At 60.2% G+C, this 24,249-nt stretch carries 28 protein-coding genes and 2 pseudogenes; 14 read left to right on the top strand and 16 right to left on the bottom strand.

Features of this window, described 5'->3' with window-relative positions:
• Window positions 1-526: 526 nt before the first annotated feature.
• A pseudogene (locus AC0QUY_RS28120) lies at window positions 527-712 on the top strand (FAD-dependent oxidoreductase); the annotation flags it as partial.
• Between the two features lie 199 nt (window positions 713-911).
• A complete protein-coding gene (locus tag AC0QUY_RS28115; protein ID WP_475389470.1) occupies window positions 912-1,406 on the top strand; it encodes a methyl-accepting chemotaxis protein in 495 nt (164 codons plus the stop codon).
• Between the two features lie 1,050 nt (window positions 1,407-2,456).
• Here AC0QUY_RS28115 and AC0QUY_RS28110 read toward each other — a convergent pair.
• Window positions 2,457-3,605, bottom strand: coding sequence for a hypothetical protein (locus tag AC0QUY_RS28110; protein WP_475389468.1), 1,149 nt, complete (start codon window positions 3,603-3,605; stop codon window positions 2,457-2,459).
• Between the two features lie 105 nt (window positions 3,606-3,710).
• On the opposite strand from AC0QUY_RS28110, the gene AC0QUY_RS28105 reads away from it, so the two are divergent.
• Window positions 3,711-3,881, top strand: a complete 171-nt coding sequence (locus tag AC0QUY_RS28105; RefSeq protein ID WP_475389467.1) for a hypothetical protein — start codon at window positions 3,711-3,713, stop codon at window positions 3,879-3,881.
• Window positions 3,882-4,486: 605 nt separating this feature from the next.
• Window positions 4,487-4,699 (top strand): hypothetical protein, encoded by a 213-nt coding sequence (locus tag AC0QUY_RS28100; protein ID WP_475389466.1) that lies wholly within the window; start codon window positions 4,487-4,489, stop codon window positions 4,697-4,699.
• Window positions 4,700-5,500: 801 nt separating this feature from the next.
• Here AC0QUY_RS28100 and AC0QUY_RS28095 read toward each other — a convergent pair.
• From AC0QUY_RS28095 to AC0QUY_RS28030, 14 genes and pseudogenes are all read right to left on the bottom strand, one after another.
• Window positions 5,501-6,427 (bottom strand): MBL fold metallo-hydrolase, encoded by a 927-nt coding sequence (locus tag AC0QUY_RS28095; protein ID WP_475389465.1) that lies wholly within the window; start codon window positions 6,425-6,427, stop codon window positions 5,501-5,503.
• Between the two features lie 53 nt (window positions 6,428-6,480).
• Entirely contained in the window at window positions 6,481-6,870 is a 390-nt protein-coding gene (locus AC0QUY_RS28090; protein ID WP_475389463.1) for a cupin domain-containing protein, read from the bottom strand.
• Window positions 6,871-6,936: 66 nt separating this feature from the next.
• Window positions 6,937-7,689 (bottom strand): SDR family oxidoreductase, encoded by a 753-nt coding sequence (locus AC0QUY_RS28085; RefSeq protein ID WP_475389461.1) that lies wholly within the window; start codon window positions 7,687-7,689, stop codon window positions 6,937-6,939.
• Window positions 7,690-7,735: 46 nt separating this feature from the next.
• Window positions 7,736-8,398, bottom strand: coding sequence for an SDR family NAD(P)-dependent oxidoreductase (locus tag AC0QUY_RS28080; RefSeq protein ID WP_475389460.1), 663 nt, complete (start codon window positions 8,396-8,398; stop codon window positions 7,736-7,738).
• Between the two features lie 176 nt (window positions 8,399-8,574).
• On the bottom strand, window positions 8,575-9,528 hold the full coding sequence (locus AC0QUY_RS28075) for a helix-turn-helix transcriptional regulator (RefSeq protein ID WP_475389458.1): 954 nt from the start codon (window positions 9,526-9,528) through the stop codon (window positions 8,575-8,577).
• A gap of 487 nt (window positions 9,529-10,015) precedes the next feature.
• Window positions 10,016-10,938: pseudogene (locus AC0QUY_RS28070) on the bottom strand (catalase).
• Window positions 10,939-11,169: 231 nt separating this feature from the next.
• A complete protein-coding gene (locus AC0QUY_RS28065) occupies window positions 11,170-11,943 on the bottom strand; it encodes a COG3904 family protein (protein ID WP_475389563.1) in 774 nt (257 codons plus the stop codon).
• 161 nt (window positions 11,944-12,104) lie between these two features.
• Window positions 12,105-12,296 (bottom strand): hypothetical protein, encoded by a 192-nt coding sequence (locus AC0QUY_RS28060; RefSeq protein WP_475389457.1) that lies wholly within the window; start codon window positions 12,294-12,296, stop codon window positions 12,105-12,107.
• Window positions 12,297-12,796: 500 nt separating this feature from the next.
• On the bottom strand, window positions 12,797-13,780 hold the full coding sequence (locus tag AC0QUY_RS28055) for a helix-turn-helix domain-containing protein (RefSeq protein ID WP_475389456.1): 984 nt from the start codon (window positions 13,778-13,780) through the stop codon (window positions 12,797-12,799).
• Window positions 13,781-13,898: 118 nt separating this feature from the next.
• On the bottom strand, window positions 13,899-14,393 hold the full coding sequence (locus AC0QUY_RS28050) for a MaoC family dehydratase (RefSeq protein ID WP_475389455.1): 495 nt from the start codon (window positions 14,391-14,393) through the stop codon (window positions 13,899-13,901).
• A 2-nt stretch (window positions 14,394-14,395) separates the two neighbouring features.
• Window positions 14,396-14,944, bottom strand: coding sequence for a hypothetical protein (locus tag AC0QUY_RS28045; RefSeq protein ID WP_475389453.1), 549 nt, complete (start codon window positions 14,942-14,944; stop codon window positions 14,396-14,398).
• Between the two features lie 45 nt (window positions 14,945-14,989).
• A complete protein-coding gene (locus tag AC0QUY_RS28040; RefSeq protein WP_475389451.1) occupies window positions 14,990-15,367 on the bottom strand; it encodes a hypothetical protein in 378 nt (125 codons plus the stop codon).
• A complete protein-coding gene (locus AC0QUY_RS28035; RefSeq protein WP_475389450.1) occupies window positions 15,364-15,552 on the bottom strand; it encodes a hypothetical protein in 189 nt (62 codons plus the stop codon). Before AC0QUY_RS28035 ends, AC0QUY_RS28040 begins: the two co-directional genes overlap by 4 nt.
• A gap of 254 nt (window positions 15,553-15,806) precedes the next feature.
• Window positions 15,807-16,703, bottom strand: a complete 897-nt coding sequence (locus tag AC0QUY_RS28030; protein WP_475389448.1) for a LysR family transcriptional regulator — start codon at window positions 16,701-16,703, stop codon at window positions 15,807-15,809.
• Window positions 16,704-16,940: 237 nt separating this feature from the next.
• Between AC0QUY_RS28030 and AC0QUY_RS28025 the strand changes: the two genes are divergently transcribed.
• The 10 genes from AC0QUY_RS28025 to AC0QUY_RS27980 all read left to right on the top strand — a co-directional run bounded on the left by AC0QUY_RS28025 (window position 16,941) and on the right by AC0QUY_RS27980 (window position 22,936).
• Window positions 16,941-17,081, top strand: a complete 141-nt coding sequence (locus AC0QUY_RS28025) for a hypothetical protein (RefSeq protein WP_202639062.1) — start codon at window positions 16,941-16,943, stop codon at window positions 17,079-17,081.
• A gap of 84 nt (window positions 17,082-17,165) precedes the next feature.
• A complete protein-coding gene (locus AC0QUY_RS28020) occupies window positions 17,166-17,474 on the top strand; it encodes a DUF1127 domain-containing protein (RefSeq protein ID WP_475389447.1) in 309 nt (102 codons plus the stop codon).
• Window positions 17,465-18,223 (top strand): sulfite exporter TauE/SafE family protein, encoded by a 759-nt coding sequence (locus tag AC0QUY_RS28015; RefSeq protein WP_475389446.1) that lies wholly within the window; start codon window positions 17,465-17,467, stop codon window positions 18,221-18,223. Before AC0QUY_RS28020 ends, AC0QUY_RS28015 begins: the two co-directional genes overlap by 10 nt.
• Window positions 18,224-18,283: 60 nt before the next feature.
• Complete coding sequence (locus tag AC0QUY_RS28010; RefSeq protein ID WP_475389562.1) at window positions 18,284-18,358, top strand: hypothetical protein; 75 nt, start codon at window positions 18,284-18,286, stop codon at window positions 18,356-18,358.
• A 214-nt stretch (window positions 18,359-18,572) separates the two neighbouring features.
• Entirely contained in the window at window positions 18,573-18,974 is a 402-nt protein-coding gene (locus tag AC0QUY_RS28005; RefSeq protein ID WP_475389444.1) for a hypothetical protein, read from the top strand.
• Between the two features lie 11 nt (window positions 18,975-18,985).
• Complete coding sequence (locus tag AC0QUY_RS28000; protein ID WP_475389443.1) at window positions 18,986-19,222, top strand: hypothetical protein; 237 nt, start codon at window positions 18,986-18,988, stop codon at window positions 19,220-19,222.
• A 24-nt stretch (window positions 19,223-19,246) separates the two neighbouring features.
• Window positions 19,247-21,301 carry an FUSC family protein gene (locus tag AC0QUY_RS27995; protein WP_475389441.1) on the top strand — a complete coding sequence of 685 codons (2,055 nt, stop codon included), beginning with the start codon at window positions 19,247-19,249 and terminating at the stop codon, window positions 21,299-21,301.
• Window positions 21,298-21,507 carry a DUF1656 domain-containing protein gene (locus AC0QUY_RS27990; RefSeq protein ID WP_475389440.1) on the top strand — a complete coding sequence of 70 codons (210 nt, stop codon included), beginning with the start codon at window positions 21,298-21,300 and terminating at the stop codon, window positions 21,505-21,507. The genes AC0QUY_RS27995 and AC0QUY_RS27990 overlap by 4 nt, the downstream gene beginning before the upstream one ends.
• The gene (locus AC0QUY_RS27985; RefSeq protein WP_475389438.1) at window positions 21,504-21,947 is read left to right on the top strand and encodes a DUF983 domain-containing protein; all 444 of its coding nucleotides are present in this window, start codon (window positions 21,504-21,506) and stop codon (window positions 21,945-21,947) included. The genes AC0QUY_RS27990 and AC0QUY_RS27985 overlap by 4 nt, the downstream gene beginning before the upstream one ends.
• Window positions 21,944-22,936 carry an efflux RND transporter periplasmic adaptor subunit gene (locus tag AC0QUY_RS27980; RefSeq protein WP_475389437.1) on the top strand — a complete coding sequence of 331 codons (993 nt, stop codon included), beginning with the start codon at window positions 21,944-21,946 and terminating at the stop codon, window positions 22,934-22,936. Before AC0QUY_RS27985 ends, AC0QUY_RS27980 begins: the two co-directional genes overlap by 4 nt.
• 322 nt (window positions 22,937-23,258) lie before the next feature.
• Here the strand turns inward: AC0QUY_RS27980 and AC0QUY_RS27975 are convergent, their stop codons facing one another.
• Window positions 23,259-23,825 (bottom strand): hypothetical protein, encoded by a 567-nt coding sequence (locus tag AC0QUY_RS27975; protein WP_475389436.1) that lies wholly within the window; start codon window positions 23,823-23,825, stop codon window positions 23,259-23,261.
• Window positions 23,826-24,249: the final 424 nt, after the last annotated feature.

The raw sequence follows: 24,249 nt of genomic DNA, 5'->3' as shown, positions 1-24,249 counted from the left end.
AAAGATGCGACGACAACGAGAGCAAGCGCTGAACCAAGACGCGCGAAACCAAACAGGGAAGATTTGCACGGAACAAAGTACTAACGTTCGCTGTGAGTAACAATGCGGGAGTAGAAAAACCGCGAAAACATTTTTCGCATCAATGGTTTATGCCTGTGGTGCGCTCGGAGGGCGGAGAAGATGTTTGCAGCTTCAATAACTTGCCGAGATGGGCCAAAGGCGAGGTGCATTTCCCGCCTATAAGTGCTTTTCAAGCCCAGAGCCAGAGCTGAACTAAATCGGCGCGACGCCGCTTCAGTACGCCGCGCCTCGCAATCGACTCTCTAATCGGAGCGGTCCTCCGGGATCGACTCTTTGTGGAGTGTGCCGCTATTTTGACAGCCACCAAAGCGATGACACCCGTTTACGCTACGTCCCACCAAAATTTCGGCCATAACACGCCGTCAAACTGGTGGCCGGGCGAACAGCAGCCAATGAGCCAGGCCTGGGCTGGCTCGGCGCTTCTGTAGGGATCCATGGAGACATCATGCGGATCGTGATTTGCGGAGCCGGCGTGATCGGAGCCTGCACCGCCTACTTCCTCGCTCGCCGCGGCATCGACGTCATCGTGGTGGAGCGGACCGAAGTGGCCGCGGCGGCGTCCGGCAAGGCCGGCGGATTTCTGGCGCTCGACTGGTCCGCTGGCACTCCGCTCGATGCGCTGGCGCGCCGCAGCTTTCACCTCCACGCCGCCCTACCCGACGAGATTGCGGGTGATTGGGCCTACCAGCGCATGACCGCCTATAGCGGGCTCGTCGTCCCCGATCATGCTCGTAGTCACTCACCGGCCAAACTCGATTGGCTTTCCGACGGCGTAGTCGTTGTTGATCGACTCGGCAGACCAATGCCGGCTTGCTCGAATCCGCAGCAGGATGTTGACTACAACCGCAGAAAAAACCCAGCACCTTTCGGAAGTCGTCGCGTCCTCTTCGGAAGAAGCGTCGGCAAATGTCGATTCGGTGGCCAATTCCTCCGACAAGTTGTTTTCTTCAGTCGGAGCCATCGCCCAGCAGGTCGATCGATCCAGCCAGATCGCGAACGCGGCGGTAGCGCAAGGTCAAAGGGCCGACGCGCGCATCGTCGATCTGACTGCAGCGGCGACTCGGATCGGTGATGTCGTTCAGTTGATTTCGTCTGTTGCCGCGCAAACCAATCTGTTGGCATTGAACGCAACGATCGAGGCCGCCCGCGCCGGAGAGGCCGGCAGAGGATTCGCCGTCGTCGCTCAAGAGGTAAAGGCGCTGGCGTCACAAACAGCCAAGGGCAACCGAAGAAATTGGTGCCCACGTTGCGGGCATGCAGAATTCCACGACCGAGACTGCCGAAGCGATCAAGGAGATCATCGCGACGATCGGCAGCGTGTCTGAAATAGCGGCACACATTGCAGCGGCCGTTGAAACCCAGAGCGTGATGACCCGCGAGATCGCCACCAATGTCGGGCAAGCCGCCATTGGACCAAGGAGGTAGCAGCCAATATCTCTGACGTCAGCGAGGGTTCGGTTCAGACTGGCGCCGCCTCGACGCAGGTGTTGCAATCGGCGAAGTCACTCTCCAGCGAAAGCGCCCACCTGAAAGCGGCCGTCGAGAAGTTTCTCGTCAACGTTCGCGCGGCTTGAATAGCGACGTCTCTTCGTCGTTCGTGTCCGAAGGTTGGCTCGCTGAGTTCGTCGGGCCGAATTTTCCCAATTTTGACGGTCATCAAGAAACGGGCCGTGGCGTTCACCCGCAGCGATCACCGGCCCAATGAGCTCTCCTTCGGTTTTTTGACCTCTCGGTGCACATCGTGCACGCGTCGCCTTCTAACCGATTGAAAACTCAAACTCCCCTCCAATCGATCACTGGATCATTCGCGGCGGATTGACACGATTGAGTTGTCATATCTCGCGTCACCCCCGCTGAATTTACGCTGCAACTTTCTTCCGGCCGCTTCCACAAACCACGCTACTAGCCAAACTCTGGACAGTAAAAAAGCCCCTGAGAACATCATGTTCTCAAGGGCTTTGTTTGGTTGCGGGGACGTGCAACCATCTCAAATCGCTGTTTCAGGCGGTAGCCTGGCCGAAAAGGCATCAGGCCGGAACGTCACACGGGGCTTTGTCATGAGCAAACCATGACCGACATCACCCCCCGCAGATTGAGGTCCAAGGCTGCCTGTGCGTCCGGCGGTGTTACGCAAAGTGACAGACTTCCCTGCTTGCTTTCAACTCCATTGCGTCCCGAACCCGATTATTGCAGCGTATAGCGTTGAAAATCCTATACCTTTGGTTCTTTGTGCGGACGATTGCGCCCGTTCGTTCGTGGTGTAGCCGGGGTTATTCTGGGGTTGGCCCGGTCCGTGCTGGATCGCTTTCAACCGACGTTTCAGCCGGTTGCTGGGAGAGACTGTCCGTGCCAGTGGCGCTGCAGCGATGGGGCCTTCAAGGCCGCATCCCCGCCTGTTCGAGACCTTCGCAGGTACGGTCGAGGTAAGAAGCGTTCCAGGGAAGGCCCGAGCGCACCGCACTGATAGTTAAGCCCGGATAGTGGCGCATGAAAGTATCGAGCGCGCGGCGACCTTCGTCGGCGCGTCCCGCTAGGATGTATGTGGCTGCGAGGAAACGATTGGTCCAGGTGCTTGCCGGATTTTCTGCCTGCGCGCGCTTGTACCAACGGATCGATTCATCGTAACGCTCGTTCTGGAAGTTGGTTGAGGCAATTCCGACCGACCAGAGAAAGTTCAGCCGATCAGCCGGTGCCAGGGAGCGCGCGATCTGGAATTCCTCCAGCGCTTCGCTCGCTTGGCCATGATATGCCTTGACCCAGGCGCTACGGCCCCACGCCCAGGCCGACCCGCCATCGAGCGCAAGCGCGCGGTCGGCATGGACTGCGGCCGAGGCAAGGTCGTGCGCGAGCGTGTAGCCCGCAGCCAGCATGGTTTCTGCCAGTGCGTCGCCGGCATTGAGCTTTGCCGCGCGGGCGGCCAATTCGCTCGCCGCGGCTCTCTCCACTTCGGGCCGTACCGTGAAATGATGGCCGGCACGCAGCCCACGGCACCACGCAGCCGTTGCAATCGGCAGCGGGTCGCGCGGGGCACGCTCCATGGCCTCGTCCAGCAATTCGAGCGCCATGCCTTCAGCAGCAGCGTCGACTGCTGTGACGCATGGGAGCGCACGCATGGTCAGTCCCCATGCGGTGAGGTCGCCACGCTGGAGATGCGCCGCGCGATCGATCTCAGCATCGAGCAGCACCGGCTGAATTGCGCGCGCCACGCCGTGAGCGACGCGCTCCTCAAAGCCGATGGGGTCGCGGACATCGCCCTCCCAGGCCGCCGCCCATAGATATCGGCCTGTCAGGGCATCGAGCAGACGGACGATAACTCGTATGCTCCCGCTCCCGCGCCCGCTTTCGCGCACCTTGCCATACAATCGATAGCGCGCATTCGGCGGCGCAACGACGTGAAGCCAGTGCAGGCGCCAGAGCGCCATGGCAATCTCGTCGGCGAAGGCCGTTGAATGATGGGGCGGCAGGCCGATGTTGTCGAAGGGAAGGACGGCAATAGCCGGCCTCTCCAGCCTGGATGCAAGCATCGGCCACTGTGACGCCGACGTCGTACTGGCCCGCCGCGACCTCCGCAACGTCGCCGACGGGGTTTCTCCGTAGCGATGCCGGTACTGGATCGCGAAGCGGCCGAGATGGACGAAGCCGAAACGCGTTGCGATTTCGGTGATGTTTGCATCTTGTGCGTCGCGAAGCAATTCAAGCGGACAACAATCGTCCGCGAGGGTGAACCGGCGATCCTGAATTTCGAGCAGATCAAGAACCTAGCGGCGCAGTGGGACGAACGGCTCGTGCCAATCGACTGACTAGCATCCCTGCGCTGGTTTCAGTCGGGTCGCGCCCCCAAAAGTCGGCCCATACATGGCCCTAGGCCGGTGATGCATCACTTCCAGTATTTTCGTTTGCTCCTCCAATTTGTCAGGTGCGTTCACCACGGCAACGACGAATGCCCTAGGAACTGTCCTCACCGTGCCCGGTTTGCCCCTGCGAGGAGAACACAGCATCGGCGAGGCTCATGATAGCATCGTTGGGATTACCACATTGGTTGATGATCGCAGGGACCTTGCTGGTAGTCGCCGGCTTTGCTGGTGTCATTCTCAGCGGTAAGGAGGAGGAAGTTGTGCCACCTTCCGACGAGCCGATCGACGCTCCCCGCCAGCAGATGCCGCCTTTGCCAAGCCTTCTCGACTCCAGGCCAAAGAACAACGCCTAGTCACAGCTTGGATTCTCAACGGGTCTTCGGCCATCGGCTCTGTAATCAAAGCGTCACAAACCTGCGGCAGGTTAGCTAGCCGGCATTTCAGCAGCCGACCGGGGAAATACCAATGCCGCCGAGCGAATATACTCCGCTCTGGCCGGCGTTGCGTCAAAACAAAGCAAATAAACCCCACTCGTCAAAGGACGACGATAGATGATTGATCAACAGTTGGCTCGATTGCGTACGCATCGCTGTAATATTCAACGCTATCGCAACTTATTGAAAACGAGCCTGACAGAACTTGAACGGCAGTTTGTCCAAAAGCGCTTAACCGAAGAGCAATCAAATCTGGAGAGCTTGGCCAGTTCCCTCCCCGATGACTTTGGCGGGTGGAAAGCCGGTCGTTCGGACAGCCGCCTGGCTTAGGCGGTCCGTGCGTGCAAATGGCCTGCCAGCGTGAACCGGCTGCAACTTCCCCACGATGTGCATTGCGCGTTGAGCCGACCCGCCATGAACGACACGAGCCGTCGCTGGATTGACTTATCGACGGCTCTCTGGCCGCGTGGCGCGGCGTTCCAGGCCCCGCCTAGCTGTGAAGTTCTGACTTGTGGAGTGGTAGTCGCAGTTCTGCGGCTCGCTCCTGCTTTGCTTTCTTTCGAAACTCTCGTTCTTTCCGCTCGAAGTCGATCATCTCTTTTTGCGCCGCTTCAAGGAAACGTTCGCGTGGTGTGTTTGCCAATTGAGTGTGTTCCGTCATCTACGCACCCGTACTTGCCTCAAGGCACCATACCCAGAACTGCGGAACCGAGGAAGAGTTCATGACAGTTACTACAGAGTCCAATTTTTGGGCCCTGATGAAAGAACTCTAATATGCGTGACCGATGTTGATACGAGCGACGGTTTATTTCGGCGGACCAAGCGTCGCCCACATTGCGAAGCCCAATAAAAGGGCTACGGCGCCTAAGCGCAAAACAAATCCGTTCATAGCAATGAACAAAAAATGGACTGGTAGCAATGAAGAAATGCTAGCCAAGTATTGCGCCGAATTTGTGAAGAAGGGCCGCCCGTCTGGAGCGGCTGATTTGCCACTTTTCCCGATCACGTGAGCTGGATCACGCTCTCGCCCGTCGGAGAATGCAGGTTACTGCATCGTAGAAATCCGGGGCCGTGGCCCGCCAGCGTGAACCGGCGGGCTTTGATTTGTCGGGTAATCATCCCCACAAGCGGTCAGTAGTCCCAGGAGACCGGCACCCAGCGAAAGGCGTCGCCGTCCAGCGACACATGGCCGATGGATGGGAACGGCAGGTGAGTGGCCACCAGCAGCCCGCCGGTCGTGGCGAGTTCGCGCAGAAGACTGATACGAACGCGGGCCGCCTCCTCGGGGTCATGTTCGAAGCCGTTGTACCACTCGGGGTGTTCGAACCCGACCTGAAACACGAGGTCGCCGGCGAACGTGAGCCGGTCGCCGCCGGATGCCACGCGGACGACGCTGTGCCCGGGGGTGTGGCCGCCGGTGCGAGTGACGACCACTCCCGGCGCAACCTCATGCTCCTCCTCGAACGACCGCAGATGGCTGCGGTACTCTTTCACGAACCGCTTGGCAGCCGATCGGAGCGCGTCCGGGAATCCGGGTGGCATGGAGACGTGGGAGAAATCGGGCGCTTCCCAGAACTTGATCTCGGCCGCCGCCACGTGGATCCGCAGGTCCCGAGGCAGCCGGTCCTTCACCCCGTCAACGAGCAGCCCGCCAATGTGGTCCATGTGCATGTGGGTCAGCACCACGTCGGTCACGGACGCCAGATCGATGCCGGCGGCCTCCAGTCGATGGATCAACTGCCCGGCCCGCGGCAAGTGCAAGTCCGGATCGAACCCCAGCCCAGCGTCGACGAGTATGGTCCGGCCGCCGCTACGCACTACGATGACGTTCAGCGCCCAATCGAACGCGTCCGGCGGCAGGAACATGTCTTTCAGCCAGGCTGCCCGAACGGAAGGGTCGATATTGTGGGCCAACATCGCGGTTGGGAGCGGCAGCACGCCATCGCTGACTACCAGCACGTCAATCTCGCCGATCCGCAGCGCATAGCGCGACGGAACCAACTCTTCGGGACCCGGTCGACCGGGATGTGGGGTATGTGAGGTGTAGTCTAGGCTCATGTTTGTCTCCTGTTGTTCGCTTCATCTTTCGCGTACTTGGCTTGCCGTAACAGTCACTGTGCGGGCACGAGCGCCGGGGCGCCCTTGTCCTTGATCAAGAGCACCAGGAATTTCGCCGGCTGGGTGGCGCTTGCGTTCCGGTCGACGACATGAACATCGTCAGGGCCTTCATAGAAGCTCTGTCCTGGTGTCAGTGTCACCTGTTGTCCACCCTTTAGCTGCATCACGACGGAGCCCTCCAGCACGTAAACAAACGCATGTGCATTGTGTCGGTGGATAGCGCTCGATCCGCCGGGCGCATGTTCGACTGTGATCATCAGAGCTTCCCTGCCGGGATTCTCTGGAAGATCCTTGGACATGAGTGGCGTGACCTTGGGCTCCTGGGCCACCGCCGTGCCGGTCATCAGGCACAGAAGAACCAACGCAGCGAGTTTGATCGTCATGGTCGCCTCTTTCATTCGTGGCGCTGCACACGCTCGTGACAGACCGGGCATACCTCCGATGCGGGATCAGGCGGCCGCCTGTGAGCGGCGAAGCCATTCGTCGAGACCGATGCGACCGAGGCGCGCCTCGCCCAACGGCACGAGCGAGTGCTCGTCAACCCGGCCGCCCCAGTATCGGGCGTCGGGATCGCTCACGACCTCGCGCGGGTCGCCAACCGCCTTCAGATAGCGGGCGATGATTTCGTTGAATGGCGCTCGTTCCGGGCCAGCGATCTCGACGATACCATTGCGCGGTGGCGCGAGCGCCACATCGGCAACGTTGGCAGCAACGTCATCCGCCGCAATGGGCTGGAACAGGATGGGCGGAAGCCTGACTATGTTTCCATCCACACTTGAATCGGCGATGCCGCGGACGAATTCCAGGAACTGGGTCGAGCGGACGATGGTGTATGGGATGCCGGAGGCCTCGATCAGTTTCTCCTGGGCGACCTTGGCGCGGAAATAGCCATTGTCTGTCCGGTCGATTGCGACGATGGAGAGCGCGACATGGTGTCGGACACCGGCTGCGGCCTCCGCCGCGAGAAGGTTGCGGCCGGAGGTCTCGAAGAACGCCAGTACCGCCTTGTCTTCAAACGAGGGCGAATTGGCGAGGTCGATTACGACCTGCGCGCCGGCCAGGGCCTCTTTGAGCCCCTCGCCCGTGATGGTGTTGACGCCGTTGTTGGGCGACGCGGCGAGGACCTCGTGGCCACCCTGGCGCAGAATGGCGACAGTCTTCGAGCCGATCAGGCCGGTGCCGCCGATCACAACGATCTTCATGGTTGACCTCCGTTATGGTGTTGTCCACCTGGAATCGCTCCCCGGGTCATGCACTCGCGGGGGCGTAGTTTGCTTCGACGGTCCAGGAGTCCTTTGGCTGGCTGTACAGATGCCAGAAGTGTTCGGCCACCGATGAGGCCTCCTTCGATTCCGGGGAAACGAACGTGGAGACAGTTACTGTCGCGACGTGAATTCCCTTTTCTCGGAACGGTTCGAAAAGTCCGTGAGCCAGAGCGCGAATACCGGCCTTGCCGATGCTGATCGAGAGATAGTCCGGGCTGGGAGCTAGTGCGAAGCCACCTCCCGTCAGCAGGATTGCACCAGACCTTTGCTCTTCCATCTTCGGGGCGACCGCCTGAGCGGCGACGAGTGCTCCGCCGATGTTCACGGCGAGATCACCATTGAAGCTGTCGCGCGGCTGTTCAGAGAGAGTCGCCTTGCGCTTGGATGCAGCGTTGTAGTGCAAGACGTCGATCGAGCCGTGCTGCCTCTGAACTTCAGTGACCAGTTCCGCGACGCTGTTCGGATCGCTCGAATCGACTTTGCGAACGTCAGCCTTGTACCCTTTTGATGTCAGCCTTTCGGCCAGCTCTTGCGTCTTGGCGACGCTCCGAGCGGCCAAGATTACTTGGAAACCCTCCTTGGCAAAGCGTTCGGCGGTCGCGAAACCCATCCCGGGGCCCGCGCCGATGCTGAGAAACGTCTTCATCGCCTGTTCCTTTCGACGCTGCACTTGAAATCGGTGATGCCATTGCTGCCGAAACTATCCACCCCCATGCTCGGAAGCATTGTCGTTTCCCCCGTCACGGCCGCCCAGTTGATCATGCCATCAGCGTAACGACCCTTGCATTTGCCATTCACCAAGTTGGCATCGGCAAGACATGTTCACCGGATGCGTCGCCGCCAATCGCTGGGAGTCTCACCGGTCAGCTTCTTGAATGCCGCAGCGAAGGCAGTCTGCGAGGAATAGCCAAGCGTGGCTGCGATCGAGACGACTGACGCGTCAGGATCGCGAAGCATGTTCATGGCCTGCTCAAGCCGGTGCTGGCGCAACCAGGCATGCGGCGACAGTCCGGTGCTTTCCTTGAAGGCACGGCAGAAGTGGAAGCGCGACAGGCCTGCATCAGCAGCCAGCGCGGCAAGCGATACGTCTGCATCGCTGTCCGAACGCAGGCGTTCGATGGCGCGACCCAGAACCTTGGGCGACAGCCCGCCCATGACCGGCTGGAACGTTGCAGGCGAGCCGACGTGCGCCACCAAGAGGCGCGTGGCGAGAAGATCCGTCAGCTGATGCCTGAACAGCGAATCCAGCGCCGCACTGCCTTCAAGCGCATCCGCAGCACTGAGGAGCAACCGGGATGTAACGGAGTCGGGATGAACCGTTCGCTCCACAAGATCGGCAGGAGCGGCTACATCGGCTTCGTGGGCAACGCGCTGGAGCGTCGTGTGCGGCAGGTAGAGCTGAACGACATTCAGAGGCTGGTATATGTCCCATCGCGAGCTCGAACCAGCCGGAATGACCGTCACGGTCCCGGGACGCGTCATTCCATTCACAAATTCTTTCCCGTTACGGCGCTCGAACCGCACCGGTTCGGCGGGGAAGCTCATGATTACGTGATCGGCCATGGGCGCAACGACGTCGTGCAGGGGATCATGTTTCCAAAAGGTGATCGCGCCGCTGGACGGGTCTGACGCCATGCGAACGGGCTTGGTCTTGAGCACGCGCGTCATTTCCGCATCGGCGTGAGGACGCTCGCCGATCGGCAAATCGCGCTGCTGCGCCCGGGAAATGTCTGGCTGATGCTCTTGCGAAAGAACGCGCAGAACCTGCTTGCTCATGGGCCTGTCCTCGCCGTTGAGGGGGGCACCTTGATCGAACGTTCGGCACGCGTTCTAGGCGCTGTGCAGGTACGGAGTCTATCCCAAAGCGGCCGTGTTTTGCCTAAACCTGCTCCAACCCGCCTACGGGCGACCAAAGTCGCGGGCAAGCGCGGCGCGCGGCCGTTTTGCCGCTGTCGCACATATCGCGGGATTGTCACGGAAGGACAATAGCTCTGACGTTCTTGGGCACTTTCTCGGCCTTTGTGTCACGGAACCGATACGCTGCAATTCCGTGTGGACGATCGTGCGCTGCTATCAGATAAGCTCAACCACATCGCGGGCGAGCGATACCAGTCCGACTTCGCCGTGACCTGCCGCGGTCGGAGATTGCGATATCGGCCGGTTCGGCAATCTAAGCCACTTTACAAGGGTGTTTTCTTCCTTGGTCGGAAGCGCATGCGCTCCGAGGGCGAGACATGGCCCCGGTAGGCCAGGCATCTTCCATTCAGCGGCGTTTCGCGAATGAGAGGGTGCCGGCGGCGTGGCGTGCCGCAAAGATCTCATCTGGCGGATGTCCGATACCTTCAGCGAGATTCGCTAGATCGAACATGATTGCATCGCACGCTTCGTTTGGCTCGATACCGGTGATGACGATCGTTCCCAGCCGCACCTCCTCACGGCGGTCCTCGTTAGGCCATCGGATCGTTACGTCCATGGTGGGGTCGCCGGAACGGTCGAGCAGCGCCATTACGCTGAAGCGGATATCGCCCGCACGAATCCGGTTTTCGAGATCGCCGTGCAGGAAGTCGGCGGACTTCATCCTGGCCTCATCCTCCGTCAGCGTTACGCTTCCGCTGACCGGAACGACCTTGAACTGAACCGCGTCTCGCCTCTTGAATTCGTTGCGGGAAAGGAGTGTACGCCCCAATAGGTCGTGCCGGCAAAGCTCCCGCGCGGCGGATGCGCAGCGATATAGTTTGCCTGATGCAACGTTTCAGGATTGGCAACGGAGAATGCGTTGACATTCTCCAGATCCGGCCTTCCGTTCGGTCCCGGAATGCGCGCCTCGAGGAAGGCCAACATCTGGTCGAGGGTCCTCGCATAATGAACCGGAGCGCTTTGTGTGAGAATGTCCGAGCGCTGGTCAACGCCCCCGAGCCTGAAACTGAAGCCGCGCAGCCCAAGGCTGTCGTCATCCGCCACTTTCGGATTGCCGCCACCCACCGAGAAACGCGCCAGCACGCGTGATGGTCTCGTGAAGCTCAGGGATCTCGTAATCTCCTCCGCCCGATCCGAGGGGACATACGTGCCGCGGACGCATCGGCCCTTCGCAAAGCTCGCGCGTACTTTTGGCGAATGACTGGCTTCTGCTTACAGCGCATCGACGATCGACGCCGGCGTGGCGACCCCGGTCGGGAATTGGGACAATGGCGTTGGCGTGGACATCGCGATGGTCTAGCGAACCAGACGTGCTGCTGCGCCAGCGCGATTGAGGTACTTGCAGAGCGATTGCTGCTAACATGCGAATTCCTGTTCGTCGGCCTCGGCTCGCGAGGGCGCACAACCCTCCTTCGGAACCTCGCGGCCGTCATTGGTCGACGCAGAGGAAACTGCGTGCCCTCCGAGAACCGGAGGCAGTCCCTTCGAAAGGGCTACCCGCTACTCTCGCCCAGCAGAAGCCGCCGCAGTGCTTACGAACCGACCCTGTCCTGATTTGAGCGGCAGCTCGACCCCCGCTGCGTTGGGGCTGCCCAGCTGAGCAACCATGTCGGTATTTATGAGATTGGTCAGCCGCAATTCCTCCCGAGACAGTTCATGTAAAGCTTCCCACGGCGGCACGTTCAGCGATAGTGCCAGCAGATCACCCGTGCCGCCCATGTCGAAGGTGTACTTGGCGAGACGTCCGATATCGCGCTCCACGATCATGAGATCATTTGCGCTGTAGCTCACGGCCTGCGCGTTGTCAGCGCGGTCGCCCATCCAGATCTGATGCACACGGACATGCGCCTGTTCCGGCACGTAGCGCAACTTGCCTGACAGCAGCAGAAAAGCACACATGGACTCGCAGTAAGCCTCCGGCGACACGTGGGCACGCTTGCCGCGCGCGCTTTGGGTCGCCCCGACGGTTGTCACCATCCCGAGCTCCCGGAACCGCCTTCCGAGCGCGATCGAGTCGTTGACCGAGCCGCCGCTGGAATCCAGTAGGATGGTCGCGCCGCCGAGCTGTCGGCCGCGGGCGAATTCATCAAAATCCCTTGGACTATCGGCAGTCACGATACCAACCGCGCTGACCCAGCCCCGGCAATTCGGCTGGCAATCGACCCAGGTGAACGTCATCGGCAGTTTGCGCGCTTCGAGGGCGACACCGGCATGCACCGAACCGCTCAGCATAGCCACCAATACGATGCAGAGGCCAGCGCCAACGAGCAGCATCCAACCTCGGATTTCCGCCCAACGAGCGTGATTAGGGGCTCGATCGGAGATGCGGATGCGCTCCGAGGATTCGACTCTTGCGATAGTCGCCAGGTTGATCAAGAGCGAAACGGCAAGCAGGTACACCGGAATCACGAACATGATTGCGCAACCTCGGCCGGCTATTGGGTTGGGTTAGCCGCATCGCGACGGGTCCGCCATTTCGGGTCGGGGCCGCGCATGTAGAGCAGTTCGGGTCGGTAGCTGTCGCGCACGTCCATGATCAGGTCGTGAACGACGCTGGCGAAGTCGGATGCTGACCCAGCCGTCTTGAGAGCAAAACCTGACAACGCGGTTGCATCTACGATTCTCATCACGGAACTCCTCAGTCGTTCTGCCCGTTCGATATCGACGCTAGGCGGCTTTGCAGCAATACAGAAAAGTCGGGAGTTGTCCTTCCAAACTATGGAAGGGACGTGGGATCGCTTACTGCGTGGACCATCCGTCGCTGCGCCCGTAAGCGCGTTCGACGGCACGCCAGAAATTCTGCTGCTTCACTCGCCGCTACTCACGCCCGTCCAGCAAGATCGAGCTTGCATACGACTTCCCGCTTGCGGTGCCGCTGCAGAGCATGAAGGTGGCGCAACGCGCATAATGCGTAGTGATAACCGGCGCGCCGGCTTCTCCATGGCGAGCCGGAAAATTCGAAGGCGCCCCCGCGCGCCGGCTTCATGTCTTTTCATCGCATCGAAGATAGTGAAGCGGCGGGCTGCATGCTTTGCGTCACATGCTGTCGTATTGTCAGTTGCTGATCTTGAGGGCAGCCCTACGAAGCCACCGGTCTTGAAGGCTGATGCGGCTGTGATCTGCAGAGTCAGGCCAAACTCGCGGACGGTTGCCTAATGACAGTCAGTGACTTTACCGGCCCCCGCGATCCAAGCTCCCGACGATATTGGCCGGGTGCCTGACCCGTTGCTTGCCTGAATGCGCGTGTGAAACTGGCTTGGTCGGAAAAGCTTAGCGACAGTGCAATATCCACCAAAGATCGCTGACTCTGCATCAACAAGGCCTTCGCGCGGTCAAGGCGCTTGGCGCTTACGTAGCGATGAGGAGGTTGCCCGACGGCTTGCTTGAAGGCACGGGCAAAGTGGTATCGGCTCAGACAGGCAATGGATGCCATGCGCTCCAAGCTAAGATCGCCTTCCAGGTTCGCTTCGATGTAATCCAGCACACGCAAGAGCCTGCGCCGATCGAGCCCTTGAACGGTGTGGCGAGGAAAGGATTGGGCGGAAGATGCGGTGACATATTTTTGAACCAGCCTCGCCGCCAGACTGGCTGCGAGGGCTCCAATGAGCAGGCCGCCGGCGGAGGTTTCACTCTGGAGCTCCGATGCAATCGCAAATCCGATCTCGGCCAGAAGCGGATCATCGAATGCCCTTTCGTAGTTCAGCGCACTGACTGCGGCTAGGTCGACATCGATTTCGAAATTGCCCGGCGAGAAATGGCTCACCGGAAGATAGATATGCAAAATTCCCGTCAGATCTTCGGCGATATCAACCGAACCTTCCTGCAAACCAGGAGGAGAGAGCCAAACTGTACCTCGCCTTGCGATTACCCGGCTTTCGACGCCTGGGGCCCGCCGCGTGACCAGCGATTCATTGCCGTGGGTATCGACGCAAATGCTGATCTCGGATTGTGGGGTCCTCCATGGGATCACCCCTTTGCGGACGGTGGTACATAGTTGGGCCGACAGGCCGGGCCAAGCTCGATCCGCCGAAGATGACAGCATTCCTTCGAAACCGTAGTGCTCCAATCCATATCGGCTCCCTGCGGCCGGCTGATCATGCTGGATTTCCAAGACACGCTCCTACAGAGTGGCCTCAACTTGCTCGGCCCGGAATCCGGGAGACCGCTGTCGTGAGATAAGCGACATTCCGAATTTTGCCCGATGGTCTATTCTGTAAACCGAGCTTGCCTCACGCTGCGACTTTGCGCGGTACAACAAGCTTGGCCTTCTGAATCAGAACGACCTCGCCGCGCTGATTTATCGTCCGGCTGAGAAGGACTATCGTGCCGCGATCGGGTCGCGAACGCGAGGACGTGACTTCGACGACTTCGCTCTCAACATGGAGTACGTCTCCAGGACGGGTCGGTGCCGACCAGCTCAACTCTCCCCCGGCGCCGACGAAGCCGCCGGCGAGTGGCGGACCACTCTCGACATTCAGTCGCATCGTGATCGCGGCCGTGTGCCAACCGCTCGCCACCAAGCCCTTGAAAAATGTGCGCTCAGCGGCCTGCTTGTCCGTGTGAAAGGGCTGCGGATCAAATTGAACCGCGAATGCCTTGATCTGCGCTTCGTCAAGCCTGTGCGTCCCGCTGGTAAAGCGTTGTCCGACATAAAGGTCGTCAAGATACAGTTGGTCCCGCGGGGCTCTGGTTGCAGCCTCGCTGCTCACTTGAACCATAGGCATGTCTACCTCCTCAGGCTGACGATGGTGACAGTCACTTCCTGCTGGTTTCGCCCGCTACCCCCTGCTCTGGCTGCGAGCTTGGAATTACCTGCGTCCAGGCGTTCAGCCTTGTTGTTCCGGGCTTCGATGGCCTTGACGGAGTTTTCAAACGCCTTTTCCAAAACCCGCCTGCCGATGGTCCCGAGCACGAACCCGAGGAGCCGCCCCGTCAGGTTTTTGCCATCGCGTATGACAACCACATCAATGTCGGTCGTTCCGTTAGGCTGACGAGTGAAGGTGTAGATGTGACCCGACGCGCCACCCCACACGTTGGACTCGGTCGTTGTGAGGACGACGCGATTAGGATCGGACCAATCGTAGTGCAGGCGCTCCCAGATTCCGCCCGAGCCTTCCGTGACATCGGCTTGCGAGCTCTCCTTATAGTGCACCTGCAGGTATTCATCAGCGCTATTGCCGAAGATTTTCGAGCGACCCGGCCCGAAATCGGTGAGCCCGGCAACGTACTGCTCGGGTGTCGCAGTGGTCGTCCGCTGAAGGTGGATGGTGGACATGTTTAGTTTCCTTCCGCTTAGCGACTGCACTGGTTCGAGTCGAAGTCAGTTCGTCGTCGCGTTCGCCTTGCGAACAAGAACACTGTCGCCGTTCCGGCTGATCTCGATTGCATCCGCTTGCTGCGGCGTCGAGAGAACCACGCGCTGGCCAGGTGCAAGAACGGATACAACGCGGATCGGCGTTCCTGCCTCGCCCTGCGCAAGGGTGGCGACGACGTGAAACCCATCACGTTCGACAGTGTAGTACGCGATCCCCGATATCCCGCCGAGGTCGATGCTCTTGCCCTCGATCGGGCGCAGACCATCAGCATGGGCGGACGCCAGAGAGGCGATACCGAATGCAGCGGCGAAAAGTATGCTGCGAATTGACATAGCGATTTCTCCTATTGGTTGACTATCGAGCACGGCCACGTTGTTGATCACGACAACGGTTCGCCGCCCTGATGAATCCAGGTTCCATTGACGGAATGAACTATTGGAATGTTGTCGCGCTGCTCGTGGACGGAATCGGCCGGCGGGAAGACGCTGTCGTATCTCGCGCGGGCTTCTCGTATCAGCCGAAGCCGTTCGCGCTCGGCCTTCGGGATAAATCGGATAACTTCACCCATATTCGCCTCCAACTGTTGTGCCGGCTTTCGGCGGGTCATGGATGGCAGATGGGGCGAAAGGCCTGGGTCAACAGGCGGGGAAATCGGAAGTCATCCTTCCGAATTTTGGAAATCCGGACCGGTGCTGATCAACTCCGCCAACCGAAGTAGCGCACACGAGCAAGTCCGGACGGAGATTGCGCGCAGACGCGGACCGCTTTTGGCGGCTAAAAGCGACCGCATTCTCTGAACAGCAGAGATCGGAGTGTCGCGGCCTACTCCGCGAAGGCTCGCTTCAGCCGCGGTGCTGCAAAGTCCAGAAAAGCCCGTACTTTGATCGGCAAGAACCGGTTTGCCGTATACACGAGGTTGACCGGCATTGCCGGCGGCTGGAATTCGTCCAGCACGGTTGTCAGTGCTTCTTCTTCGGGAGCAGCCTCGATTTGATAAGCAAAGGCGATGGAAATTCCGATACCGGCCCGGGCCGCGGCACAAGCCGCTTCAGCGCTGCCGACGATGAGCCGCGTATGCACCGGCGCCGCTATGGTCGCGTTGCCCTTGACGAATGTCCAGACATCGGGTGGCGAGAAGCCGGGATAACTGATGCAATCATGCTTGGCCAGATCTTCCGGCGTGCGCGGCGTTCCACGAGCCGCCAGATAGGCGGGACTGGCGCACGCTACTCGGCGCGTCCTGCCGAGCCGTAACGCAATCAAGCTCGAATCCGGCAACTCTCCGATGCGCACCGCGACGTCGATTTGCTCCTGAGCCAGACTCAGCTTTTGATCGGTAGGGATCATCCTAACCTTGATGTCCGGATAGGTCTTGAGGAAGTCCGCGATGATCGGCATGAGAATGACGCGCCCAAGGCCCAATGGGGTCGTCACCGCCAGCTCGCCAGTCGGTTCGGTATACTCACCGGACGCTGTACGCTCCGCTTCGGTCACATCAGCGAGAATGCGCTTGCAGGCCGTAACGTAAGAAGTGCCTGTATCCGTTAGCACCAGCTGCCGGCTCGATCGGTTGAAGAGCTTCGTCCGCAGGTGAGCCTCGAGCTCGGATACGTTGCGGCTGACTGTTGTGAGCGGCGTTTTCAATCGCCGCGCCGCAGCGGACAAGCTCCCCTGCTCGACCACGGTCAGAAAGGTCGACATCGCTTCGAGGCGATCCATTGCATCCCCCTTCCGATATTTGGAAGAACGTCTTCCGATTTTGCCATAGCGCCCCGGAATTCGGAAGGCAGCATCGATCCCTGGCAGGTCGCGCGCACGGACGTCCCTTTCAAACGACCTTCCGCTGCCCGGAAGGACCGTTTCCACGGACGACCACTACACGGGGTCGCGTATCCGGCAGATCTTCATTGACGACGGCGCGTGAAGCCGGTCCTCGAAAACTGCAAGGAGAGTTCAATGACAAGACCTTTCGAATCCTATCGTTACGAGATCCAGCACGGCGACGATGCCGACTTCGTCGCGTACCAGCGCAAGTCGAGCGATGGCGCCTGGCAGACGATTTCCTCGTGGATGATCCCGGAGCCGGCGGATCATTGAGGCGGTTGGGCGGAGCCCCCGTCAGCCGGCCGTGACGAAAATCGCCAGGTTGCACTGCATGGCCCCAAGAACATTGGACTACAAATGCCCGTCATCCTCTCGACCATCGTGCTGCCTGCCGTCACGACCGGGCTGGACTCCTGTTCCGGCCTGCTGAGCACGGCTTGTGATCGGATCGCTAACCACCTCGGCCGGCGGACCGCCGTGGCATGCCTTCACGATCTCGACGACCGCGCACTGCGGGACATAGGCCTGACCCGTTTCCAGATGGAGGCGGCTGTCTTCGGCCGGGTGACGCATTCGGACAAAACGGACGAATTGATCTCGGCCGCCGCAACATATCCAGGCGGACGCCAACACGCGCCAACGCTGGAGGCGGCACCATGGAGCTGACGGTCGCCACGATCCTGGTCACCTTTGCCGGCGTGTTCCTAATCTGCTTCATGAAGGGCGCGTTTGGTGGCGGATTCTCAATTATTGGCATTCCGCTGTTGTCGATCGTGATGGACCCGGTCACCGCCGGCGGCCTTCTCGCTCCATTGTTCATCGCGATGGATCTGTTCGGCCTGCTCTACTGGAAGCCTTCGACGTGGTCGAAGCCGGACCTTCTAGCGCTGTTACCGGGGCTCGTGACCGGCATCGGACTAGGCTATCTGCTATTCCGCTTCCTGGACCACCGCGCCATCGCGATCGCGATGGCCGCGATCACCCTGATCTTTGTCGTGCTGTGGCTTGTTGCAGGCGCAGAGGTGACGACGCGCCCACGTTCGACGCCGAAGGCGATCACCGCCGGCCTTGCCGCGGGAGTCACGACGATGGTGGCGCATTCGGGCGGACCGCCGCTTGCGATGTATCTGCTGCCCCTCGGCCTCAGCAAGGACGTCTACGCAGGAACGACCAGCCTGTTCTTCACCGTCGGCAACGCGACCAAGGCGGTGCCCTGGCTCCTGCTGGTGAAGCCAACAGGTAACGTCTGGACATTGATGGCGCTTTGCGTGCTCGCCATTCCCGCTGGCGTGTGGGCCGGCTGGCGGCTGCACGGAAGTTTGGACCAACGCCAGATTTATCGGGTCTGCTACGGATTGTTGGTCGTGACAGCGCTGAAATTACTGTGGGACGGAGTATCCGGCTATCTCGTGTGAGTCAGCGCCAAGCGCCTCGAGCGCGCGAAAGCGTTATTGATCCATGGCGATCGGCCCTTGGTGGACACAGCGCTGGCGCTCAGCTTCTCCAGCCAAGCCAATTTCACGCGAGCCTTCAAGCAGGCGACGGGTTAGCGCCAGGTCAATATCGTCAAACGGCTGGATCGCAACCATTCCGGTTCTCTCTGACGGATGCCAGGCAATCGCTTTCGGTTTTTGGCCTGAACCTGCATGTCGCTGGCGCGCCAGTCATCAGCAACAAATGACAAGTCGAGAGCACGCAATGCAAAGCCGGTGGCCCGTCATACCACTATCCTCGCCCTCGTAAGCCACTGAGGGTGTGCTCGCCATGCCGATACGTCAGTACTTTGTTTGGGTAGGAAGTGCACTTCTCGTGGCGCTGTTGGCCGCCGATTGGTGGCTTCCAGGTCCCGCTGCTCATTCACATTCTGCGCTTCCTCCCAATGAAAGGGTCAATCTGCGCATCCATTCAGACCACAAATGGCCGGAACGCGTGGTGTTCGATACCGCGCATTCGGGAATGCAACTCGCCACAGAATTTGGATCCAAGCTGGATGTCGTTCCGGACCAAGACCTCATCCAGCCCGAGCAACGCAGCCCACTCGACGCGGTCGCAGCGATGGAAGGGGCTCAGGCCACGTCGACAGCAACAAATGACAAAGCATCGGCAATCCGGGCAAAGCCGCGGCCGCTCGGACCTCGTATGACCAGTGCAGCCAAAGCCGACTGACGGGAGCTGACATGAACGACGTTGTGACCCTCGCCATGTTCGCCGCCAAAGTGCTGTGCCTCATGGTGTTCGTGACCGTCCTGAAGCCCGACGGCAGCATCGGCGCCGTCCGGACACCGCCGCACCTCGGCCACTGCACCGAGGCGTCCGGAAATGCAGGCATGTGGGCTAGCGTTCTTCCCAGCAGCTTCGCAAGCCAACGTCGGTCCCCGCATTGCAGCTCCGAGCGGGATGCGCTGCTGAAATAACAATCCGCGGATGTCACAATCGTCATGACCCAGCCTTCCTCATTCTGGAATCGACATGCCGCCCTCCTCTTTTCGCTGAGGACGTTTGCAGCGGCGATGTCGGCATTCTCGATCGCGCTCCTGCTGGACATGCCGCGTCCATACTGGGCGATGGCCTCGGTCTACATCACCGCCAACTTGTTCACCGGGGCAACCTACTCGAAAGCCGTCTATCGCGTTCTGGGGACGCTGATCGGAGCGGCAGGCACGATCATCCTGGTCCCGAACCTCGTCAATGCGCCTGAGTTCCTCAGCCTCGGCATCGCGCTCTGGGTCGGCATTTGCCTGTACCTCTCGCTGATCGACGGCACACCGCGCAGCTATGTGTTCATGCTGGCAGGCTACACCGTGGCGCTGCTTGGGTTCCCAATCGTTGCAACGCCTCAATCGGCTTTCGACATCGTGGTCGCCCGTGTGCAGGAGATCGGGCTTGGCATCCTCTGCGCGAGCGTCGTTGCCATGATCGTGCTGCCACGAAGCGTCGCCTCTGGCATCACCGCGCAAGCCGATACCTGGCTCGCCGGTGCACGCCGGCTTGGCCTGGACGTCCTCACCGGCCGTGGCAGCGAACAGGATAGGGACCGCGAACGCATCCGCCTCGCCGCCGCAGCGTCCGAAATCGACCAGCTTGGGCGCCATCTCGGCTATGAGGTCGCCGCTTCCACGAATATTGCGCAAGGCTTGCAGCGCCTGCGACAGCACATGCTGTCGCTACTTCCCCTGCTCGGATCGATCGAGGACCGCAAGCTCGCACTCAATTCGGACGAAGAAGCGTCGACGCGCGTTGCCGCAATCTGCGCAAGGACCGCGCGATGGCTCGAAGACGGCAGCCGCAATGGTCAGGAGGCCGATGCGTTGCGCGCAGCACTTGACGAGGTTCGGCCCGTTCTGGACGTGGATGCGGGCTGGACCGACATCACGGTCGCCGGTCTCGTCATCCGGCTGCGCAATCTTGTGGACGTCATGCAGGATTGCCGGCTTTTGCGCGCGGCGATCGCCGATGGTCGCCATCCGGATTCGCTTCCGCTCGTGTTCAGACCTGACAGGTTGACCATGGCCGTCCCGCACCGGGACCACGGGTCTGCGCTCCTCACTGCCGCGTCCGTGGCGCTTGCCGTGCTGGCTTGCAGCATGTTCTCGATCGCGACCGGCTGGTCCGACGGCGTCGTCGCTCCGCTGTTTGCCGCCGTCGTCGGCAGCTTCCTCGCCGGCGCAGACGACCCACTTCCGACATTCCGCAACTTCTATGGCCTGTTTCTCATCGTCATCGCCATACATGGAATCTACCTTTTTGGCGTGCTGCCGCGGATTACGACGCTGGAAATGCTGATTGCCGCACTCATGCCGACTTTCCTGTTGTTCGGCTGGATGGCTGCGCGGCCCGCGACAGCGCGCGTCGGCTCAATACTTGCCATCTACATCTCAGTGCAATTGGCGCTGACTGAAAGCTACTCGGCCGATTTCTCGCTTTATGCCAACTCAAGTCTGGCGCTTATGTTGGGGGTCGCACTGACCGGCGTGATCTGCGGCATCGTTCGCCTGCTTGGGGCTGAGTGGATCGCAAGTCGATTGCTACGGAGCAATTGGACAACGCTTGCTGCGGTCGCAGAACGCAAATCGGACCAGGATCCTTTTGCCCTTGCCAGCCTGATGCAGCATCGCCTGGCGCTACTTGCGGGGCGGATCACCGTGGTTCCTGCCGAGGCAAAGAGCGACGCCGCAAGTCTCCGCCAGCTTCGAACGGCGCTGAATGTTCTCGACATCAGGCGGGTGAGCCCTGGCTTGTCGCGCCGCACAAGGGCGGCGATCGAAGCGTTCCTCGCTCGTCTTGCTTCGATTTGCAGGGCCCACCCGACCGGTCGGCTTCCCGATGCCCTGATCGGACAGCTCGACGACACGATCGCATTCACGTTGCAGGATTCGTCGGGCGAAGCCCACGCTGAGGTGCTTGTGAGTCTCGCCGGCATTCGCTCCGGGCTTTTCCCGGAATCGCCGCCCTATCAACCGCAGCAAGTCGAACAGAGGACAATCGCGGCATGAAATATCAACTTGATCTGTTCGGCGTGATCGTTCCGAGCCTCCTGCTCTGGAGCGTGCTTGCCTATGTCGTCGCTCGCGTCGTGAGCAAGGTGATTGGGCGCGTCGGTCTCTATCGTCATGTCTGGCATCCCGCGCTGTTCGATTTCGCCGTTTATGTCTGCATCGTCACCAGCTTCGTCTTCGTTTCCAAGGAGTTTTTCTCATGACCACGCCCGTTTCGTTCCCGAAAGCCTTATGGCGCGGGTTCACGATGAAGTGCCCGAACTGCGGTCAAGGCCATCTGTTCGGCCGCTTTCTGAAGGTGGTCGACAGCTGCGAGGTTTGCGGCGAGAATTACACGGCGCAACGCGCAGACGACCTTCCAGCCTATCTTGTGATCGCTGTCGTCGGCCACCTTGTCGTGCCGGCACTCCTTGCCGTCGAGATGGCCTATTCACCTCCTGTTTGGCTTCAATTGCTGATCTGGGTACCCATTACTGGGCTTGCGGCATTGTTTTTGCTGCAGCCTGTGAAGGGGACAATTGTTGGCTTGCAGTGGCAGACCGGGATGCATGACTTCGAAGCCGCCAAGCGCTGCCGGAATCGAGACACGCGCGATAGTGCCGTGCCCCTGCCGAACGTCGTCTCCAAGGAGTTGGTGTCATGAAAGCCCTTCTGAATTCGCTACGCCGCTTCGCGCTGACCGGTGTCGTGGTGCTTGCCGCAGTCTGGGCCAGCTACAAGCTGTGGGATTATTATTTTGAAGCGCCCTGGACCCGTGATGGTCACGTTCGCGCCGACGTGGTGCCCGTGGCTCCCGACGTCTCCGGCTTTGTGAGCGAGGTTCTGGTTCGGGACAACCAGCAAGTACAAAGCGGTGACGTGCTGTTCCGGATCGATCGGGCTCGGTACGCCATCGCGCTGGAACAGGCCGAGGCGGTGCTGGACGCCAGACGTGCCACGCTCGACAATGCCAATGCCGACCTGAAACGCTACAGTGCGCTGACAACCGATGTCGTTGTTTCCAGGCAGAGGATGGATCAGGTCGTCGCCACGCAAGCCACGGCAAAAGCAAGCTATGATCAGGCGGTCGCGGACCGCGCTCTTGCGAGGCTTAATCTCGATCGCAGCGAGGTGCGCGCCTCCGTCAGCGGCATCGTCACCAATATGGAGCTGCGACCGGGCGCCTACCTCACGCCCGGAAAGGGCGTGATGGCGCTGCTCGATACCGACACGCTGCACGTTCAGGGCTATTTCGAGGAAACCAAGCTGCAGCGCATCCACATCGGCGACCCGGTCAAGGTCCGGCTGATGGGAAGCAGCCATGTGTTGCAGGGCAAAGTGGAGAGCGTCGCGGCCGGTATCGAAGACCGGGATCGCAGCGCCGGTTCTACCCTGCTCGCCAACGTCAATCCGACCTTCAACTGGGTGCGGTTGGCCCAACGTATCCCGGTCCGAATCGCTCTCGATCGTACTGTGCGAAATGAACTCGTTGCGGGAGCCACCGCAACCGTCGAGGTGCTCGGGTCGGCGCCACGCGACGACACGAAAGAAGCCAAGGTGGACGAGGCGCCCCGCAGCACTCTAGCTGCCGCGTGGCGCGAGCCGCGATCGCATTCTCTCCATCGCGCGGCTGAGAATCCGCAAGTCAGATGAACTTGGTTCTATTAGAATGTTGGTAGCGTTTCTGGCAATGGTAAGCACTGGCATCTTCGCGGCCCATGTTTTCGATGCGCTGCGCACGAGCACCACGCGGCTGACCTGCCGGCTTCAGATCGGCCGGCAATTCGCTGAAGAAATCCCCGCACCCAAGCTGCGGAGCGCCCGTTGTACCCTCAACAGCGGAAATTGGCAGGCGACTTCGCGATGCCTGCTAGGGCCACGAACGGATATTGACGGAACGGCGGATCGTTCCCCCAGGATCAAATCCGTTCGTGGCGGCTACTGGGGGTAAAGCAGACGTGCCCCGCGCTGGTCGTCACTTCTGACCCTGACCCACCGTTGAAGCTGGCAACCAGTACTCACCCTCAGTCTGCAGCTGGTTCACGTTCTTGTCGGGCTCAAACACAGCGTGGATCCTCAAGAAGCCGCGAATACCCTCGTATTTTCCGGTGCCGCCGGTGTATCGGGTGACACCTGTGAAGGTGCTTTTCTTTGAACCATCGGGTCCGACCGTGGTTTGGCTCGTTCCGTCAAATTGAGAAAAGATCTTGTCGCCATTTTCGAACAAGGTTACGTCGTATCCCCAGGTTCGGCCATTGCGATCGATGTAGTCGGAATAACCTCGGCTCCATAACTCGGTGCGCTTGAGGTTCTCGCAGTTTGGCTTGTCGTTCGCATAGGTACGGTGGAGCTCGTAAACTCGGATCTGATGCCCAGGTACATCACCGACGTCGAGCACATGTTGCTGAGTATAGTTGGATTTAGCGGCCGTGGCATCCTCACTGACCTTGCATCTTTCTTGGGCCGACACTGTGGACAAAGAAATCGGGGTTAGCGCCAGACCGAGAGATATGGCGTACATAAAAGGTGTCTTGTTTGACATGGCGTTCCCTCCAGTTAAGGAGCGCGTGCCCATTCGAAGCCGAATTGATCCGTCAGGCGGATGCTGCGGCTCGGCACGGTTGATTATTGGAACGAGGTTCGTCGCCGACACTGCCTCGAATGCCGAACGCGCTAACCCAGCATGGACCCCGTCCGAGGGGGGTGTCAACGGCAGCGCGGCTGCAATTGCGATGTCTGAGTTGGGTCACAAGCTGAGACCTGCGCGGCCTGCCTAACCATGGTCGCCTCATCCCCGGAAGCAGACATGGCGGCTTCCTGAGCGAAAGTCAGCTAGGGGCCGATTGTGTTGAAAAAGGCGGCTGTTGCGACGCAGAGATATCAGTGATTCAGTCTGTCTAATTGGCAGGACTGAAGGTCATGATGGGGCATCGGCAAATCGAACAAGCTGCGTTGTTCTATGAGTT

This window comes from Bradyrhizobium sp. WYCCWR15520 (genome assembly GCF_056174665.1).
Note: the sequence above shows the minus strand (reverse complement) of the source record. Positions and strands in the feature narration are given on the sequence as shown.

What these genes read in the sequence shown, in the direction of transcription:
- AC0QUY_RS28115 (WP_475389470.1), top strand. Translation starts at nt 912, where the DNA reads ATGTTGACTACAACCGCAGAAAAAACCCAGCACCTTTCGGAAGTCGTC.
- AC0QUY_RS28110 (WP_475389468.1), bottom strand. Translation starts at nt 3,605, where the DNA reads ATGCTTGCATCCAGGCTGGAGAGGCCGGCTATTGCCGTCCTTCCCTTC.
- AC0QUY_RS28105 (WP_475389467.1), top strand. Translation starts at nt 3,711, where the DNA reads ATGGACGAAGCCGAAACGCGTTGCGATTTCGGTGATGTTTGCATCTTG.
- AC0QUY_RS28100 (WP_475389466.1), top strand. Translation starts at nt 4,487, where the DNA reads ATGATTGATCAACAGTTGGCTCGATTGCGTACGCATCGCTGTAATATT.
- AC0QUY_RS28095 (WP_475389465.1), bottom strand. Translation starts at nt 6,427, where the DNA reads ATGAGCCTAGACTACACCTCACATACCCCACATCCCGGTCGACCGGGT.
- AC0QUY_RS28090 (WP_475389463.1), bottom strand. Translation starts at nt 6,870, where the DNA reads ATGACGATCAAACTCGCTGCGTTGGTTCTTCTGTGCCTGATGACCGGC.
- AC0QUY_RS28085 (WP_475389461.1), bottom strand. Translation starts at nt 7,689, where the DNA reads ATGAAGATCGTTGTGATCGGCGGCACCGGCCTGATCGGCTCGAAGACT.
- AC0QUY_RS28080 (WP_475389460.1), bottom strand. Translation starts at nt 8,398, where the DNA reads ATGAAGACGTTTCTCAGCATCGGCGCGGGCCCCGGGATGGGTTTCGCG.
- AC0QUY_RS28075 (WP_475389458.1), bottom strand. Translation starts at nt 9,528, where the DNA reads ATGAGCAAGCAGGTTCTGCGCGTTCTTTCGCAAGAGCATCAGCCAGAC.
- AC0QUY_RS28065 (WP_475389563.1), bottom strand. Translation starts at nt 11,943, where the DNA reads ATGCTGCTCGTTGGCGCTGGCCTCTGCATCGTATTGGTGGCTATGCTG.
- AC0QUY_RS28060 (WP_475389457.1), bottom strand. Translation starts at nt 12,296, where the DNA reads ATGAGAATCGTAGATGCAACCGCGTTGTCAGGTTTTGCTCTCAAGACG.
- AC0QUY_RS28050 (WP_475389455.1), bottom strand. Translation starts at nt 14,393, where the DNA reads ATGCCTATGGTTCAAGTGAGCAGCGAGGCTGCAACCAGAGCCCCGCGG.
- AC0QUY_RS28045 (WP_475389453.1), bottom strand. Translation starts at nt 14,944, where the DNA reads ATGTCCACCATCCACCTTCAGCGGACGACCACTGCGACACCCGAGCAG.
- AC0QUY_RS28035 (WP_475389450.1), bottom strand. Translation starts at nt 15,552, where the DNA reads ATGGGTGAAGTTATCCGATTTATCCCGAAGGCCGAGCGCGAACGGCTT.
- AC0QUY_RS28030 (WP_475389448.1), bottom strand. Translation starts at nt 16,703, where the DNA reads ATGGATCGCCTCGAAGCGATGTCGACCTTTCTGACCGTGGTCGAGCAG.
- AC0QUY_RS28025 (WP_202639062.1), top strand. Translation starts at nt 16,941, where the DNA reads ATGACAAGACCTTTCGAATCCTATCGTTACGAGATCCAGCACGGCGAC.
- AC0QUY_RS28020 (WP_475389447.1), top strand. Translation starts at nt 17,166, where the DNA reads ATGCCCGTCATCCTCTCGACCATCGTGCTGCCTGCCGTCACGACCGGG.
- AC0QUY_RS28015 (WP_475389446.1), top strand. Translation starts at nt 17,465, where the DNA reads ATGGAGCTGACGGTCGCCACGATCCTGGTCACCTTTGCCGGCGTGTTC.
- AC0QUY_RS28005 (WP_475389444.1), top strand. Translation starts at nt 18,573, where the DNA reads ATGCCGATACGTCAGTACTTTGTTTGGGTAGGAAGTGCACTTCTCGTG.
- AC0QUY_RS28000 (WP_475389443.1), top strand. Translation starts at nt 18,986, where the DNA reads ATGAACGACGTTGTGACCCTCGCCATGTTCGCCGCCAAAGTGCTGTGC.
- AC0QUY_RS27995 (WP_475389441.1), top strand. Translation starts at nt 19,247, where the DNA reads ATGACCCAGCCTTCCTCATTCTGGAATCGACATGCCGCCCTCCTCTTT.
- AC0QUY_RS27990 (WP_475389440.1), top strand. Translation starts at nt 21,298, where the DNA reads ATGAAATATCAACTTGATCTGTTCGGCGTGATCGTTCCGAGCCTCCTG.
- AC0QUY_RS27985 (WP_475389438.1), top strand. Translation starts at nt 21,504, where the DNA reads ATGACCACGCCCGTTTCGTTCCCGAAAGCCTTATGGCGCGGGTTCACG.
- AC0QUY_RS27980 (WP_475389437.1), top strand. Translation starts at nt 21,944, where the DNA reads ATGAAAGCCCTTCTGAATTCGCTACGCCGCTTCGCGCTGACCGGTGTC.
- AC0QUY_RS27975 (WP_475389436.1), bottom strand. Translation starts at nt 23,825, where the DNA reads ATGTCAAACAAGACACCTTTTATGTACGCCATATCTCTCGGTCTGGCG.